The 15,619-nt window shown below is 55.9% G+C and carries 13 protein-coding genes; 5 read left to right on the top strand and 8 right to left on the bottom strand.

Annotation, left to right across the window (positions count from 1 at the left end; all coding sequences use genetic code 11):
* Window positions 1-2: 2 nt before the first annotated feature.
* The 6 genes from AC2FAJ_RS07185 to AC2FAJ_RS07160 all read right to left on the bottom strand — a co-directional run bounded on the left by AC2FAJ_RS07185 (window position 3) and on the right by AC2FAJ_RS07160 (window position 7,875).
* Window positions 3-1,808 (bottom strand): extracellular solute-binding protein, encoded by a 1,806-nt coding sequence (locus AC2FAJ_RS07185; RefSeq protein ID WP_028013879.1) that lies wholly within the window; start codon window positions 1,806-1,808, stop codon window positions 3-5.
* A 74-nt stretch (window positions 1,809-1,882) separates the two neighbouring features.
* Window positions 1,883-3,439 (bottom strand): cyclic di-GMP phosphodiesterase, encoded by a 1,557-nt coding sequence (locus AC2FAJ_RS07180; protein ID WP_047363067.1) that lies wholly within the window; start codon window positions 3,437-3,439, stop codon window positions 1,883-1,885.
* 127 nt (window positions 3,440-3,566) lie between these two features.
* The gene (gene mepS / locus AC2FAJ_RS07175) at window positions 3,567-4,136 is read right to left on the bottom strand and encodes a bifunctional murein DD-endopeptidase/murein LD-carboxypeptidase (protein ID WP_028013877.1); all 570 of its coding nucleotides are present in this window, start codon (window positions 4,134-4,136) and stop codon (window positions 3,567-3,569) included.
* Window positions 4,137-4,551: 415 nt separating this feature from the next.
* Complete coding sequence (locus AC2FAJ_RS07170) at window positions 4,552-5,265, bottom strand: phosphatase PAP2 family protein (protein WP_028013876.1); 714 nt, start codon at window positions 5,263-5,265, stop codon at window positions 4,552-4,554.
* Window positions 5,266-5,298: 33 nt separating this feature from the next.
* On the bottom strand, window positions 5,299-6,285 hold the full coding sequence (locus tag AC2FAJ_RS07165) for a CobW family GTP-binding protein (protein WP_319879179.1): 987 nt from the start codon (window positions 6,283-6,285) through the stop codon (window positions 5,299-5,301).
* Between the two features lie 123 nt (window positions 6,286-6,408).
* Window positions 6,409-7,875 carry a mannitol dehydrogenase family protein gene (locus AC2FAJ_RS07160; RefSeq protein WP_188245685.1) on the bottom strand — a complete coding sequence of 489 codons (1,467 nt, stop codon included), beginning with the start codon at window positions 7,873-7,875 and terminating at the stop codon, window positions 6,409-6,411.
* Between the two features lie 205 nt (window positions 7,876-8,080).
* Here AC2FAJ_RS07160 and uxuA point away from each other — a divergent pair, with 205 nt between their 5' ends.
* On the top strand, window positions 8,081-9,271 hold the full coding sequence (uxuA, locus tag AC2FAJ_RS07155; RefSeq protein ID WP_041908997.1) for a mannonate dehydratase: 1,191 nt from the start codon (window positions 8,081-8,083) through the stop codon (window positions 9,269-9,271).
* Window positions 9,272-9,316: 45 nt separating this feature from the next.
* On the opposite strand, the gene yeiP is transcribed toward uxuA, so the two are convergent.
* Window positions 9,317-9,889 carry an elongation factor P-like protein YeiP gene (yeiP, locus tag AC2FAJ_RS07150; protein WP_008500940.1) on the bottom strand — a complete coding sequence of 191 codons (573 nt, stop codon included), beginning with the start codon at window positions 9,887-9,889 and terminating at the stop codon, window positions 9,317-9,319.
* Between the two features lie 162 nt (window positions 9,890-10,051).
* On the opposite strand from yeiP, the gene AC2FAJ_RS07145 reads away from it, so the two are divergent.
* Window positions 10,052-10,306 (top strand): YkgJ family cysteine cluster protein, encoded by a 255-nt coding sequence (locus tag AC2FAJ_RS07145; RefSeq protein WP_028013872.1) that lies wholly within the window; start codon window positions 10,052-10,054, stop codon window positions 10,304-10,306.
* Here the strand turns inward: AC2FAJ_RS07145 and setB are convergent.
* A complete protein-coding gene (gene setB, locus AC2FAJ_RS07140) occupies window positions 10,303-11,484 on the bottom strand; it encodes a sugar efflux transporter SetB (RefSeq protein ID WP_045259727.1) in 1,182 nt (393 codons plus the stop codon). The genes AC2FAJ_RS07145 and setB overlap by 4 nt on opposite strands.
* A gap of 361 nt (window positions 11,485-11,845) precedes the next feature.
* Here setB and fruB point away from each other — a divergent pair, with 361 nt between their 5' ends.
* From fruB to fruA, 3 genes are read left to right on the top strand one after another with little or no spacing between them, the layout of a single operon-like run.
* Entirely contained in the window at window positions 11,846-12,976 is a 1,131-nt protein-coding gene (gene fruB / locus AC2FAJ_RS07135) for a fused PTS fructose transporter subunit IIA/HPr protein (RefSeq protein ID WP_028013870.1), read from the top strand.
* Window positions 12,976-13,914 carry a 1-phosphofructokinase gene (fruK, locus tag AC2FAJ_RS07130; RefSeq protein WP_010433510.1) on the top strand — a complete coding sequence of 313 codons (939 nt, stop codon included), beginning with the start codon at window positions 12,976-12,978 and terminating at the stop codon, window positions 13,912-13,914. The genes fruB and fruK overlap by 1 nt, the downstream gene beginning before the upstream one ends.
* A gap of 16 nt (window positions 13,915-13,930) precedes the next feature.
* A complete protein-coding gene (fruA, locus tag AC2FAJ_RS07125) occupies window positions 13,931-15,616 on the top strand; it encodes a PTS fructose transporter subunit IIBC (protein WP_028013869.1) in 1,686 nt (561 codons plus the stop codon).
* The last annotated feature ends 3 nt before the right edge of the window (window positions 15,617-15,619 follow it).

The following is a 15,619-nucleotide window of genomic DNA, read 5'->3' as shown; positions in this document are numbered from 1 at the left end:
CCTTATCGCCGCTCGGCGGGCAGTCTGGCGGCTTTATTCACGTCATACCACCAGGTGTCAAAGCCCAGAGAATAGACAGGGCGCACGGCAGGCACGGAGAACTTGTCCCAGCGCGCAAGGCGGTCTTCGCCCATATACCACATGGGCAGCATGTAGTAGTTCCAGGTTAACACCCTGTCGAGGGCGCGACCAAGCGGCAAGAGCTTATCTTTATCGCCCTGCGCCGCCACAATTTTCGCAATCAGGGCATCAATCGCCGGGCTTTTTACGCCTGGCGCATTGTACGAGGAGTCGATGTAGCTGGAGGCCCAGGAGATTTGCAGATCCGAGCTGGGCCACGGCTGTGCGGGCCACAGGCGTTGCATCATGTCGTAATCACGGCTGCGCATGCGGTTGGTGATCTGCGCGTTATCGACCTGGCGAATGTTCATGGTGATCCCCAGCCGCGCAAGGTTGTGCTTAAACGGCAGCACCCACTGATCGTTGCCGCCGGAGGAGAGCAGCAGTTCAAAGCTTAAAGGCTTGCCGGTTTTCGCATTGACGCGTTTCTGGTTCTTCAGCTGCCAGCCTGCCTCATCCAGCAGCTTGCTGGCCTTCAGCAGGTTGTCGCGGTCGTAGCCGTCACCCTTTGAAGCGGGCGGCTGAAATACCGTGGTAAACACCTCCGGCGGCACTTCCGCTTTCAGCGGCGCCAGCAGGAGCAGTTCGTCGGCTTTAGGGTAGTCGCGCGCGGCATATTCGGTGTTCTGGAAATAGCTGTTCGCGCGGCTGTACGCCCCGTAAAACAGGGCTTTGTTCATCCATTCAAAATCGAAGGCCAGGGAAATGGCTTCCCGAACGCGGCGGTCGGTAAATACCGGGCGCTGAATATTAAACGCCAGCCAGCGCGTGTCCTGGGCGGATTCGTTTTTGTGCTCGTCTTTGACGATGTAGCCTTTCGTGAAGTTTTTGCCGATATAGCGGGTCGCCCAGTTTTTGGCGCTGTTCTCCACGCGTAAATCGAAGGCGCCGGCCTTGAACGCTTCAAACGCCACGTTATCGTCGAGGTAGTAGTCATAGCGAAGGGTGTCGAAATTCCAGCGCCCGCGGTTTACCGGCAGGTTAGCCGCCCAGTAATCTTTCACTCGGGAATAGACCACGTACTGCCCCATGCGCCAGTCGGTAATGCGGTAAGGGCCACCGGCCAGCGGCGGCGTGGAGAGCGGGTCGCTTAACTTATGGTTTTTCCAGAACGATTCAGGCATCACCGGCAGCGAGAACAGGCTAAGCATATTCTCTTTGTTCGGTTCGCTCAGCTCAATGCGTACGGTGAGGGGCGCAATGGCGCGCACCGTTGCGCCTTTATACACAATGCGGAACTGAGGAACGCCTTCGGTCATAAATTTATGAAACGTAAAAGCGACGTCGCTGGCCTTGACCGGCGTGCCGTCGTGAAAGCGGGCCCGGGGGTTTAGGGTAATTTCGGCCCAGGCGAAGTTATCCGCGTAGCGCACGTTATCGGCAATCAGCGGGTAATAGCTGCCGGGTTCATCATCCGACGTGACAAAAAGCGTGTCATAGAGCGATTCCGTTCGCGCCGCGGCCACGCCGCGCAGGGCGAAGCGGTTAAAGTTGTCGAACGTTCCGGTAGCCGAGAGCGTGACCTTTCCACCCTTAGGGGCGGCAGGATTGACGTAATCGAAGTGCGTAAAATTGACCGCGTATTTTGGCTCGCCAATCACGGCGAACGCGATGTTCTCTTTGATGGTTTGCGCCTGGCTGGACAGGCTCACGACTGCCAACCAAAGCAACATAAAGCGCATAAACATCTCGCGGCGGCTCCCTCTTTTACAGACCGGCTCAGTTAAGCTGAATAATAAGTGACGCCACGGGCAATGTGAAATTATTCCCCGTCAGGCGACACTGTATTTTGCCACGTGCGGAACTGCTCCAGCGGCATCGGGCGGCTAATCCAGTAACCCTGCAGGTAATTAACCCCATGCTCGCGCAGCCAGGCCGCCTGTTCCGGTGTTTCCACCCCTTCCGCAACGGTCGACATATTCAGTCGTCTTGCCAGCGTCAGTACGGCATCCAGCACTGGTGAGGTGACGGTTTCTGTGCCAATGGCGTTGACAAAACCACGGTCGATTTTCAGGTAGTCCATGGTGAAATGTTCAAGATAAATCAGCGCGCTGTGGCCGGTGCCGAAATCGTCGATGGCAATTTCAAACCCTTCGTTATGCAGCCATTCGAAGAGGCTGTTAGCTTCCCGATGGTTAAGCATATCGCGCTCGGTAATTTCCAGCACGATCTGGAAATAATCCGGCGGCAGTAACGCTTTGAAGGTGCGCATATCGTCTTTGAAGCTTTCCGCATGCAGATGACCCGGTGCAATGTTGATGCCCACCTTTGCGCCCGGAGGTAACAGCGTTTGTAATACAGGAGCGTCGTGAATGATAAGATCAAAGAGATGCAGCGTCAGCGGGACAATCAGCTTCTGCGCTTCGGCAAAATTAATAAACGCGTCCGGCGGAATTTCTCCCATTGTCGGGTGTTTCCAGCGCATCAGGACTTCAAGCCCGGTCATCCTGAGCGATTTGGCATCGACGACGGGCTGATAGACCACATAAAACTGACCATGCTTGATGGCGCTTAAAATTTCTTTACCCGGGTTGAGACGCAGGGTGAGGATATAGAAGTTAAGCGACCCAGCCGCAATGCCGCATAATAGCCCGAAGAACAGGGCAAAAAGGATCTCCGCGCTTGTCCACTCCCTGGCGTACAGTTTGATGGTCAGAGGGACTTCTTTGAGCGTCGCGGTTCGCGCTGGCGTTTGATGTAAATCACTCGCCCTGACAATGTTGCTCGACGAGGTGGATAATGCCTTGTCGCCGATGATAATCGCGATGCCGGCAAACTCGTCCTGGCGTGCGGTATAAAGCAGGTACGGCGTCAGGTTGAGATTCACAGAGGTGAACACGCCGCCGTCTTTTACTAAAGGATTACGATACCAGATGGCAATGGCAGGTCTATGGGGCAGCATGGGCGTGCCGGGCAGAAGTGCGATATCAAGCGGCTTGTTGATGTGCAGTTCGGGTATCAGCTCCTCCATCGGGGTATTCATTGGCCCTGTGGCTGACGAGCAGAAGGCCAGTTTGTTTCTGACCAGCAGGAAGGCGCGCACGTTGATGCTGAAGGCTGCACGCGAGGTAAGCTGCGCGTTAACGTCCTGGCAATTATTTAGCGTGAGCGGCTGGAGCACATCGATAGAGGTTTTCAGCTCCTCGAAATAGTTCTCCATGTAGATGCGCACGTCCTTAATCAGCGTATCGAACCGGACTTCCCGCTTGTGGTAGCTCCAGAAAAACTGCAATGAACCCAGGAGCAGGGCTGCGACCAGGCCGGTAATAATGCTGAGGATCAGTATCTTTCTTTGACTGGAGAAGTAGCGGGTGAGCATAAACGTCGTGGTTCCTGAATTGCCGCTGATTGTATTCATTGTAACGGGCAAAAAAAAACACCGCCGAAGCAGTGCTTTTTTTTATTGTATCGCCAGCCAAGGGATAACCAACGATACAATTATCATATTAACTGCGGGTCAGTACGCGGCGCGCTTCGTTGTAGCGCTTCTTCCAGTACGGTTCATTCATGCTGGAAATGGTCACACCGCTGCTGGTGGAGGCATGTACAAACTGGTCATTACCAATGTAGATACCCACATGTCGACCGGTAGAGCCTGCACGGAACAGCACTAAATCGCCGGTGCGCAGTTTGGTACGTGAAATCGACTTGCCCATCTCCTGCTGTTCGTAGGTCGAACGCGGAAGATCTAACCCAAATTGCTCGCGGAACGTACGCTGTACAAAGCCTGAACAATCAATGCCTTTTTTAGTGCTGCCGCCAAGACGGTAACGCACGCCTTTCCAGTCAGCATACTGGTCCATAATGCGGGACTTCACGTCCAGATTACGTACCATATTTTCAAATTCATCCTGAGAGGCTTGCAGTGAAGAGGAATCTTCCATTCCCACAACACGCGTCTCAGGATGCATATTCTTTGCGGTGTTCGATGTACTACATGCAGATAACAGTACCGCGACTGCTATCGCCGGGATCCCCCGTAAGATATATCTCAGAAACGGTTGAGATTTGACCATTTTGTTTATTTTCCCTTGAAGTCCTTAACGACAAATATCGTTATAAAAATGCCAAACGTGACGAGACTAATTATCTGTTCACATTGAGACAATTGTTTCTGGTGACATTTGTGGTGCAGCGCACAAAATTATTCACCATCGAAATAATTATCTCCATGGGGCAAAACGAGTTCGAGATTAACCGATTGCCAGGGCTATTGCGAGTAAAAAGAGCCTTTTTTTTATAAGAAATTGTGATACAGAAAGTAAAAATTTGTCATTGCACAAAATAGCGGCAGATCCGCCGCGTAATCGTGCAATTGCTTCATTTTTATCACGAATGTGATGACAAGAATATGACAGCGCAGAAAGATCGCGGGAAGGGCATTATCAGGGATCGTGATGATCCCCGATAGTTTACGTTAAAAAACGGTAATTATTTGTTCAATTTTTGTTGCTTTCTACGCGGAAGATAGCGATCGAAAAGGGTAATTAGGCGATCGCTCAAAGGCGTCATCAGAACCCACGGCAGACCAATCAGCACCGCGGAAAGGGAACCCACGACAATATCCGTCAGCCAGTGCGCGCCAATCATCACGCGCGGGAAGGCAAATATCACCACAATAAGCAGGGCGATTGCGAACGCCTTCTTACCGAAATAGCGCAGCATGAACCCAGAAAAAATAAGCAGCATCATGCCGTGATCGCCCGGGAAACTGTCCTTCGAGGCATCTTTTGTTGGAATATGCAGCAGTTCACTCACGCGATAAATATTCGGGAAAGAGAGCGAAGGACTTGCACGTTTTACCGGCATCAGATGTTGCGCCAGCTGATTAATGATCACCGCAGCCAGAAGCATCACCAGTCCGATAATCAGGATGCGGCGACGCCCCGTGTCATCCTCTTTGAGCCAGAAAGAGAGCATCAGGCAGCCCATGGCCAGCAGGGAAAAGCCGTCAAAGGCGCGGTTATTGGTAATTGCTACCAGCCACAGAAAGGCGTCACTCTTCACCAGCCCCTGGTTGAAGAAATGAAACAGGGATGAATCCAGCGGGAACCAGAAACCGTGATTCACCGGGATATACCAGGAGAAAAAGAGCGCCAGACCGGCGACATTAAGCAGTAGTATCTGGGGAATTCGAGTCGTCATAACGTTCTGCATTGAGTGAAAACTGGGGCAACGTTAGCCGCCCGAACTTAAACGAAGCTTCAACAGGCTGGACTGCAGGGCATTCCAGTCGGCGTTAACCGCACTAATTAACTCTATTCGGCTGTCAGGTGGCGCGACGTTTTGCGTTTCGATAAAGAAATCGTCGCCCTGGCGGTTGATCCGCACCAGCCCGTCTGGCGTGCGCATGATCCCTTTCACGCGCTCGACCGGCGCAAGCCTGGCCCACTCAAGGATGCCAATGGTGTCGAAAACGGTGTCGGCATCGAAAATCCATCCGCAGGCCTGATACCCCTGACCGCTGTTAAGGTTACGACGCCAGCGCTGGTGTTCCGGCAGGCTAAGCGCGGCCAGACCCTGCTTCGCAGAATGGTGATGCGCATGCTCTGCGCTGACCGGGAGTTGCGCCAGGTTCAGGCGGGGAAGATCCAGCAGGGCGCTATCAATATTCCCCTGAGTGGCCTGCACCCGCGTCCGATTGCCGCCGAAATGCTGCCACCACGCGTCCAGCGCGGCCCGGCTTTCCGCCGTGGCGCGATCTTCTTTATTGGCGACAATAACGTCTGCTGCGGCGAGCTGATCGCGAAAGTTCTCATTGGCCACCGCTTTTTCATCCAGAAGCTGACGCGGATCGAGCAGGCACAGCGTGGCGCGAAGATCGATCCACGGCTCGTAAACCGGGGCGGTCAGTAAATCGAGGATCTGCTTCGGGTGGCCCAGACCGGTAGGTTCAATCAGCAGGCGGTCCGGTTTGCCCTGACGCAGCAGCGTATTGAGGCCTACCTGCATCGGTAAGCCGTTTACGCAGCACATGCATCCGCCGGGGATCTCTTTAATCATTGCGCCGCTGGATGATAGCAACGCGCCATCAATGCCCACTTCGCCGAATTCATTGACCAGCACGGCCCATTTCTCGGCGGGATCTTTATTCGCCAGCAGATGAAGAATAGAGGTGGTTTTACCGCTGCCGAGAAAACCGGTGATGAGGTTGGTTTTGGTCACGTGCGCTCCGCAAGAGAATTGTGATGCTATAACACTATGCTCTTATCCTGGCGAAAAACGGGCGCAATGAGAAGGGGGAGGGCGAACGGAGGCAATGTCCGTTCGCATTAAGCGCAATAATCGCTAAAGATTTAACGTTTCAATAACAGCCTGGCGTGCGCCACGGCGGGTGATGCGCTGGTACGCCTGGCTGACAGCCTCAGCGAAAACGCTATTTTGCGCGAGATCGTGACCGAAGACCTCGCTCAGCCCCAGCAGCGCATTGACGCGGTCGGCGTCGCTGCTGGCCTCGACAATCGTGCGGATTTTATCGCTGAGGGGATCGCGAACGTCAATCGCGTTGCCGCGTTCGTCGAACCCGCTGACGTAGCGTATCCAGCCAGCGACGCCCAGCGCCAGCAGCGGCCATTCCGTTTTACGCTCAAGGTGGACGCGGATGCCATCCAGCATTCGCTGCGGCAGCTTCTGGCTACCGTCCATCGCGATTTGCCAGGTACGGTGCTGCAGCGCCGGGTTAGCAAAGCGATCAATCAGGCTGTCGGCATAGGCAGTCAGGTCGACATCCTTTATACGCAGCGTAGGCGCCTGTTCATCCAGCATTAGCCGCCGGGCGGCTTCGCGGAAGGTGGCGTCCTCCATGCATTCATTAATATGCGCGTACCCGGCGAGATACCCCAGATACGCCAGGAAAGAGTGGCTGCCGTTAAGCATGCGTAATTTCATCTGCTCCCAGGGCAGAACGTCCTGCACCATCTGAACGCCCGCCACTTCCCACTCCGGACGCCCGGCGACAAAATTATCTTCCACTACCCACTGAATAAACGGCTCGCAGCTTATGGCGCACGGATCGTCAACGCCGAGCGCGTCGGCGATCTCCGCAAGCGAGGCCTCCGTCGCGGCGGGAACAATTCTGTCGACCATCGTTCCCGGAAAACTCACGTGGCCCTCGATCCACTCCGCCAGCGCCGGGGAGCGCTTTTGCGCCATGCCAAGCACCGCATTTTTCACCACGTGGCCGTTGTCCGGAATGTTGTCGCAGGAAAGCACGGTAAACGCAGGCAAGCCGCGCTCGCGGCGGCGATTAAGGGCTTCGACCAGGATCCCCGGCGCGGAATGCGGCTCAGCGGGATTTTCCAGATCGTGGACGATCCGGGCGTTTTGTAAATCCAGCTTACCGGTCGCGGGATCGATGCAGTAGCCTTTCTCCGTAATGGTGAGCGACACAATCGCCACCTGCGGCTCGCAAAACTTCTCTATTATCGCGGGCAGAGAGTCCAGCTTTGCATTCAGGCATTCATGTACGGCCCCGACAATAATCGGCTGATTTCCTTCAGCACCTTTCTCCAGCACGGTAAACAGGTGATCCTGCGCGCGCAGCTGGCTCATCAGCATGTCGCCGCTGAACAGGCTAATCTCACAAATTCCCCAGTCGCCGCCTTTTTCATTCAGCACCCGGTTTGTTAACAATGCCTGATGCGCGCGGTGAAACGCACCGAAGCCGAAATGGACGATGCGGGAGCGCAGTTGATGACGATCGTAGCGCGGTTGTTGAACCTGGGCTGGAAGGGCGGTTGAGGCAATTGTCTTCATGAAATACACACCTGATTAACCATTAATTAACAATGCCAGTCTAAAGTTATATGACAGCAAATAAAATTGGTAAGCCGTAAATATCCCCGTTCTGTGAGTTTGATCAATCAATGTGTGGCGGCGTGTTGACCCTTTACAGTAAACATGTATGGTAGTCGTCATTGCAGTAACCCATATTGGTATAACAACTTGAGAGGATGAGGCAATGGAACAAACCTGGCGTTGGTACGGGCCGAACGATCCGGTTTCTCTTGATGATGTGCGTCAGGCTGGCGCAACGGGTGTCGTCACGGCGCTGCATCACATTCCTAACGGCCAGGTATGGCCGGTTGAGGAGATTCAACAGCGTCAGGCGCTGCTGGCGGAGAAGGGGTTAACCTGGTCTGTGGTAGAAAGCATTCCGGTTCACGAAGATATCAAAACCCATTCCGGGGAATACCGGACCTGGATTGCAAACTATCAGCAGAGCATTCGCAACCTGGCGGCCTGCGGCATTGATACGGTCTGCTATAACTTCATGCCGATTCTGGACTGGACGCGTACCGACCTGGAATATCAGATGCCGGACGGCTCGAAAGCGCTGCGTTTTGACCAGATTGCCTTTGCGGCGTTTGAGCTGCACATTCTGAAACGCCCGGGCGCCGAAGCGGATTACACCGCTGAAGAGCAGCAGCAGGCCCTTGAATGGTTCAATGCCGCCAGTGAAGCGGACGTTGAGAAGCTGACCCGCAATATCATTGCTGGCCTGCCGGGTGCGGAAGAGGGGTACACGCTGGACCAGTTCCGCGCGCGTCTGGCGGAATACGGCAATATTGATAAGCAGCAGCTGCGTGAAAACATGGCGTATTTCCTGCGCGCTATCGTTCCGGTTGCGGAAGAAGCCGGCGTGCGTCTGGCGGTACACCCGGACGATCCGCCGCGTCCTATCCTCGGCCTGCCGCGTATCGTGTCTACGATTGAAGATATGCAATGGCTGAAAGAGACGGTCGACAGCATCTATAACGGCTTTACCATGTGTACCGGCTCCTACGGCGTGCGCGCTGATAATGACCTCGTGCGGATGATAGAAACCTTTGGCGATCGCATTCACTTTACGCATCTGCGTGCGACCTGCCGTGAAGAGAACCCAAAAACCTTCCATGAGGCGGCGCACCTTGGCGGTGATGTGAATATGGTGGCGGTGGTGGACGCTATTCTGGCTGAAGAGGCGCGTCGCAAGCAGGCGGGCGATGTGCGTCCTATTCCGTTCCGTCCGGATCACGGACACCAGATGCTGGACGATCTGCGTAAGAAAACCAACCCGGGCTATTCGGCGATTGGCCGACTGAAGGGGATGGCGGAAGTGCGAGGGGTCGAGCTGGCGCTGAAGATGACGAAGTATCCGGAGCTTCTGTAACCGGAATTGTCGGGTGGCGAAGCCGCCACCCGACAAATGCCATAATCAGTCAGCACGACCCATATAGCGTTTTTCTTCAATATGGATGCGGATCTTCTCGCCAGCGGAGAGATATTCCGGCACCTGCACAACCAGCCCGGTAGTCAGGGTCGCTGGTTTGTTGCGCGCACTTGCTGACGCGCCTTTGATGCCCGGCGCGGTTTCAACGATTTCCAGATCCACGGTCTGCGGCAGTTCAAGCGCCAGCAGCACGCCGTCCCAGGTCAGCACCTGCATGTCTGGCATACCGCCTTCAGGAATGAACAGCAGCTCTTCTTCGATCTGATCTTTGGTGAAGATGTACGGGGTGTAATCTTCTTTATCCATGAACACGTATTCGTTGCCGTCGATGTAGGAGAAATCAACGTAGCGACGGGTCAGAGTCACGGTATCAACGATATCGTCACCTTTAAAACGTTCTTCCACCTTCAGGCCGGTACGCACATCGGCGAAACGCATTTTGTACAGCGTCGCTGCACCACGGGCGCTTGGTGCCTGAATGTCGATGTCTTTCACAATCAGCAATTTGCCGTTGTAATTCAGTACCATACCTTTCTTAATTTCGTTCGCTCTTGGCATTGCAGTAATCCTGTCTACGGGAGGTAAAAAATATCGCGCCAAATTACTCGCGCGCGGCCTTTCAGGCAAGTGGAAATCGTGGCTTTTGCTATCAATACGCAAAAGGTGTTACTGTGCGCCCGATGCCCGACTGTACGGGTGTTCGCCACCGAGAGAGCATGTATGGATTGTCGTCCAGATTGCGGCGCGTGCTGTACCGCTCCGTCCATTTCAAGCCCCATTCCAGGCATGCCTGAAGGCAAGCCCGCCAATACCCGCTGCGTTCAGCTCTCTGAATCCAACCTGTGTATGATCTTTGAGTCTCCCCTGCGCCCGAAGGTCTGTTCCGGGCTTCAGCCATCAGCTGAAATGTGCGGCAGCACGCGCGCGCAGGCAATGACATGGCTGCTGGAGCTGGAAGCGCTCACTGCGCCTTAAACGTCTTTGATCCTCGCCAGACAGCCAATCGTCAGCGTACACATCACCAGCGCAATCCAGAACACCGTGTGGTAGTTCCAGATCTCGGCAACGATACCGGCCATCGAGCCCGCAATAATCCAGCCCACGCGGGTGGTATTAGTATAAAGGGTGGTGGCGGCACCTGCCTGCCCCGGCATCAGATCCTGGAAGTAGAGCATGCCAATCCCCGCCAGGATGCCGATATACACGGCGTTCAGCAGCTGTAAAGCAAGAAGCAGGGCTGGCGTATGGACCGTCAGCATGCCAACGTAGAATAGCAGCCCGGCGACGGCCGCGATGCGCATTAAAAAACGCTTTCCAAAACGCTTCGCATAATAGCCTGCAATCAGCATGGTCGGGATCTCAAGACCCGCGGCGGTGCCCATCATAATGCCGGCCAGCTTCTCCGGCAGGTGTAGCTCATCAATAATAAACAGCGGCATGTTAATGATATACAGGCTGTTGGTGCCCCACATCAGCGTGCAGATAACAAACAGGAGCAGGGCATCGCGGCGGTTACGACGCGGCGCTTCCAGCACGCCCGTTGCCACTTTGGGCTCTTTGCGCATTGACGGCAGAAAAAACCATACCATTGCGCCGCACGCCACAAACGCGACCGCCGCGCTCAGGTACATCACCGTAAAGCCAAACCCCATCGCCAGCGCGTAGGCCAGCGGCGGGCCAATTACCCATGCCAGCGACACCTGAGCGCGCAATATCGAGCTGAACATCACCGCTTCCCGCCCGGTATGGTCGGCATGTTCGCGGGCAAGGGCAAACAGCTGCGGGTTGGCGGTTGAGCCAAAGCTGCTCAGAAAAACGCCGATGAACAGCAGAATGAAATAGTTACGGTTCCAGGCAAACAGGACGCAGGCCAGCACCCCCAGCAGACAGCAGAAAACGATCAGGCTTTTACGATCGCCTTTGCGGTCGGAACGACCGGCGAGAAACTGGCTGACGAGAATGCCGATGATGGCGCTTCCGGTAAAAAAGAAGCCAACCATCGCCGGACGAGCGTGAACTTCGTTAGTCAGGAACAGGCTCAGCGTCGGGGTTTGCAACGCACCGGCGATGCCCGTGAAGAAGGCAACAATCAGGAACGCCGTTGACGTCAAATCAAAGGGCTTCGGCGCGGTGGCCGCAGGGGTGTTATGCATGTTTTATAATTAGCGAGTAACAGAGAGGGGCGGAGTTTACGCCGTCAGTTAAAAAATAAACAGTGGGTGAAGTCAATTACCCCACGAAAAATCAAAATGGCATTTCAACTTACTCCCCACCAGGCTGAACTTAGCTGAAACTGGTTTGCTGAAGTTCAGCAAAATTCAGCTGAACGCAGAAGAAATGTGCAGTATCTCTAAATTTTGATATCGGAAATACGACATTTCTTGCAAGCCATTGCAGAAAGCGCAAGACTTTTTGAAACGTTTCAGCGCTATCTTGTTTTAACAAACGGAGCAGGCTAGCGCATTTTTTCTCATGTAAGCTGAAACGATTCACTTTCAGCAGGAGAGGAGAACCATGTTCCAGTTATCTGTTCAGGATATTCACCCGGGCGCTCAGGCCGGGGATAAAGAAGAGGCTATTCGTCAGGTTGCCGCTGCCCTTGTGCAGGCGGGTAACGTCGCGGACGGCTACGTAAACGGTATGCTGGCGCGCGAGCAGCAGACCTCCACCTTCCTCGGCAATGGCATTGCCATTCCGCACGGCACAACCGACACCCGCGACCAGGTGCTGAAAACCGGCGTTAAGGTCTATCAGTTCCCGCAGGGCGTGCTCTGGGGCGACGGCCAGGTGGCTTATGTTGCTATCGGTATCGCGGCGAGCAGCGACGAACACTTAGGCCTGCTGCGTCAGCTGACGCATGTCCTGAGCGATGACTCCGTGGCGGAACAGCTGAAGTCTGCAACAACCGCTGAAGAGCTGCGGGCGTTGCTGATGGGCGAAAAACAGAGTGAAGCGCTGAAGCTGGATAACGACACGCTGACGCTGGATGTTGTGGCCTCCGATCTGGTCACGCTGCAGGCGCTGAACGCGGGTCGCCTGAAAGAAGCGGGTGCCGCTGATGCCACCTTTGTGACGCGCGTGATTAACGATAAACCGCTGAATCTCGGCCAGGGCATCTGGCTGAACGACAGCGCTGAAGGCAACCTGCGCAGCGCAATTGCAGTGAGCCGCGCCGCCACCGCGTTCGACGTTGAGGGCGAGACAGCAGCCATGCTGGTGACTGTGGCGATGAACGATGAGCAGCCGGTTTCGGTGCTGAAGCGTCTGGGCGATCTGCTGCTGAACAATAAAGCTGAAAAACTGCTGAACGCTGATGCGGCGACCGTGCTGGCGCTGCTGACCAGCGACGACGCGCTAACGGACGACGTGCTGAACGCCGAGTTCGTGGTGCGTAACGAACACGGCCTGCATGCCCGTCCGGGCACCATGCTGGTCAACACCATTAAACAATTTGAAAGCGAGATTACCGTGACCAACCTGGATGGTTCGGGCAAACCGGCCAACGGCCGCAGCCTGATGAAAGTCGTCGCGCTGGGCGTGAAGAAAGGCCATCGCCTGCGCTTCACCGCGCAGGGCGCAGATGCTGAACAGGCGCTGAAAGCAATTGGCGACGCCATCGCGGCAGGTCTGGGGGAGGGCGCATAATGAGCAGACGTGTTGCGACTATTACGCTGAACCCGGCTTATGACCTGGTGGGGTTTTGCCCGGAAATTGAGCGCGGCGAAGTTAACCTCGTGCGTACCACTGGCCTGCATGCTGCGGGCAAAGGGATTAACGTCGCGAAGGTGCTCAAGGATCTCGGAATCGACGTCACCGTGGGCGGATTCCTCGGTAAAGATAACCAGGATGGCTTCCAGCAGCTGTTCAGCGAGCTGGGCATTGCCAACCGTTTCCAGGTTGTGCAGGGCCGTACCCGCATCAACGTTAAGCTGACGGAAAAAGACGGCGAAGTGACCGATCTTAACTTCTCCGGTTTCGAAGTGACGCCAGCTGACTGGGAGCGCTTTGTGACCGACTCCCTGACCTGGCTGGGCCAGTTCGACATGGTTTGCGTCAGCGGCAGCCTGCCGTCCGGCGTCAGCCCGGAAGCGTTTACCGACTGGATGACGCGCCTGCGCAGCCAGTGCCCGTGCATTATCTTCGACAGCAGCCGCGATGCGCTGGTGGCGGGGCTGAAAGCCTCTCCGTGGCTGGTGAAGCCAAACCGCCGCGAGCTGGAGATCTGGGCAGGCCGCAAGCTGCCGGAATTAAAAGATGTGATTGAGGCCGCCCATGCGCTGCGCGAGCAGGGTATTGCTCACGTGGTGATCTCGCTGGGTGCAGAAGGGGCGTTGTGGGTTAACGCTTCAGGTGAATGGATTGCCAAACCGCCGTCAATGGAAGTGGTGAGCACCGTTGGCGCAGGGGATTCTATGGTTGGCGGCCTGATTTACGGCCTGCTGATGCGTGAATCCAGTGAACATACGTTACGTCTTGCCACCGCCGTTGCAGCCCTGGCCGTGAGCCAGAGCAATGTCGGTATTACCGATCGTACCCAGTTAGCCGCGATGATGGCGCGCGTTGACTTAAAACCTTTTAACTAACAGCAGGAGAGGAATAATGAAAACGCTGCTGATCATTGACTCCGGTCTCGGACAGGCTCGCGCCTACATGGCGAAGACCCTGCTGGGCGCGGCGGCACAAAAAGCACACCTGGACATCATTGATAACCCAGGCGATGCCGAACTGGCGATTGTCCTGGGCGATAAAATTCCCGCTGACAGCGCGCTGAACGGCAAAAAAGTGTGGCTGGGCGATATTAATCGCGCGGTGGCACACCCGGAACTGTTCCTGAGCGAAGCGAAAGGTCACGCGACCGTCTACAGCGCGCCGGTCGCGGCGGCTCCTGCTGCGGCCTCTGGTCCGAAACGCGTTGTCGCGGTCACGGCCTGCCCGACGGGCGTGGCGCACACCTTTATGGCGGCTGAAGCCATTGAAACCGAAGCGAAAAAACGCGGCTGGTGGGTGAAGGTTGAAACCCGTGGCTCCGTGGGGGCGGGCAATGCCATTACGCCGGAAGAGGTCGCTGAGGCCGATCTGGTGATTGTGGCGGCAGATATCGAAGTGGATCTGGCGAAATTTGCCGGCAAACCGATGTACCGCACCTCTACCGGCCTGGCGCTGAAAAAGACCGCGCAGGAGTTTGATAAGGCCCTGGCAGAAGCCAAACCGTATCAGGCCACCGGCGCAGCAAAAACGCCGACCGAAGGCAAAAAAGAGTCTGCGGGCGCATACCGTCACCTGCTGACCGGCGTGTCCTACATGCTGCCGATGGTGGTTGCGGGCGGCCTGTGTATCGCATTGTCGTTCGCGTTTGGTATTACGGCATTTAAAGAAGAAGGGACGCTTGCGGCTGCGCTGATGCAGATCGGCGGCGGTTCAGCGTTCGCGCTGATGGTGCCGGTGCTGGCGGGCTTTATCGCCTTCTCCATTGCTGACCGTCCGGGTCTGACCCCGGGTCTTATCGGCGGTATGCTGGCGGTGAGCACCGGCTCCGGCTTTATTGGCGGTATCATCGCCGGTTTCCTCGCGGGTTACGTCGCGAAGCTGATTAGCTCGAAGCTGAAGCTGCCGCAGAGTATGGAGGCGCTGAAGCCAATCCTGATCATTCCGCTCATCTCCAGCCTGGTGGTCGGTCTGGCGATGATCTACCTGATTGGTAAGCCGGTTGCGGGTATCCTGGCGGGCCTGACCCACTGGCTGCAAACCATGGGCACGGCGAACGCGGTGCTGCTGGGCGCAATCCTCGGCGGCATGATGTGTACCGACATGGGTGGCCCGGTGAACAAAGCGGCATACGCCTTTGGCGTTGGCCTGCTGAGTACCCAGACTTACGCGCCGATGGCGGCAATCATGGCGGCCGGTATGGTGCCACCGCTGGCGCTTGGCCTGGCGACGATTATTGCCCGTCGTAAGTTCGACAAAGCGCAGCAGGAAGGCGGTAAAGCGGCGCTGGTGCTGGGCCTGTGCTTCATCACCGAAGGTGCGATTCCGTTCGCGGCGCGTGACCCAATGCGTGTTCTGCCGTGCTGTATCGTCGGCGGCGCGGTAACGGGCGCCATCTCCATGGCGATTGGCGCGAAGCTGATGGCGCCGCACGGCGGTCTGTTCGTCCTGCTGATCCCTGGCGCCATCACCCCGGTACTGGGTTATCTGCTGGCGATTGTTGCCGGTACGCTGGTGGCAGGCCTGTCTTACGCGGTGCTGAAACGTCCGGAAGCGGAAGTTGTGGCAAAAGCAGCGTAAGCA

Source organism: Enterobacter cloacae complex sp. 385G4, assembly GCF_057320665.1.
The sequence above is the reverse complement of the archived record's forward strand: the minus strand, read 5'-3'. Positions and strand labels throughout refer to the sequence as shown.

Excerpts from the sequence above, each read along its gene's own strand:
- fruB (WP_028013870.1), top strand. The coding sequence starts at position 11,846 with ATGTTCCAGTTATCTGTTCAGGATATTCACCCGGGCGCTCAGGCCGGG.
- setB (WP_045259727.1), bottom strand. The coding sequence starts at position 11,484 with ATGCATAACACCCCTGCGGCCACCGCGCCGAAGCCCTTTGATTTGACG.
- AC2FAJ_RS07145 (WP_028013872.1), top strand. The coding sequence starts at position 10,052 with ATGGATTGTCGTCCAGATTGCGGCGCGTGCTGTACCGCTCCGTCCATT.
- yeiP (WP_008500940.1), bottom strand. The coding sequence starts at position 9,889 with ATGCCAAGAGCGAACGAAATTAAGAAAGGTATGGTACTGAATTACAAC.
- AC2FAJ_RS07170 (WP_028013876.1), bottom strand. The coding sequence starts at position 5,265 with ATGACGACTCGAATTCCCCAGATACTACTGCTTAATGTCGCCGGTCTG.
- AC2FAJ_RS07180 (WP_047363067.1), bottom strand. The coding sequence starts at position 3,439 with ATGCTCACCCGCTACTTCTCCAGTCAAAGAAAGATACTGATCCTCAGC.
- mepS (WP_028013877.1), bottom strand. The coding sequence starts at position 4,136 with ATGGTCAAATCTCAACCGTTTCTGAGATATATCTTACGGGGGATCCCG.
- fruK (WP_010433510.1), top strand. The coding sequence starts at position 12,976 with ATGAGCAGACGTGTTGCGACTATTACGCTGAACCCGGCTTATGACCTG.
- fruA (WP_028013869.1), top strand. The coding sequence starts at position 13,931 with ATGAAAACGCTGCTGATCATTGACTCCGGTCTCGGACAGGCTCGCGCC.
- uxuA (WP_041908997.1), top strand. The coding sequence starts at position 8,081 with ATGGAACAAACCTGGCGTTGGTACGGGCCGAACGATCCGGTTTCTCTT.
- AC2FAJ_RS07160 (WP_188245685.1), bottom strand. The coding sequence starts at position 7,875 with ATGAAGACAATTGCCTCAACCGCCCTTCCAGCCCAGGTTCAACAACCG.
- AC2FAJ_RS07185 (WP_028013879.1), bottom strand. The coding sequence starts at position 1,808 with ATGTTTATGCGCTTTATGTTGCTTTGGTTGGCAGTCGTGAGCCTGTCC.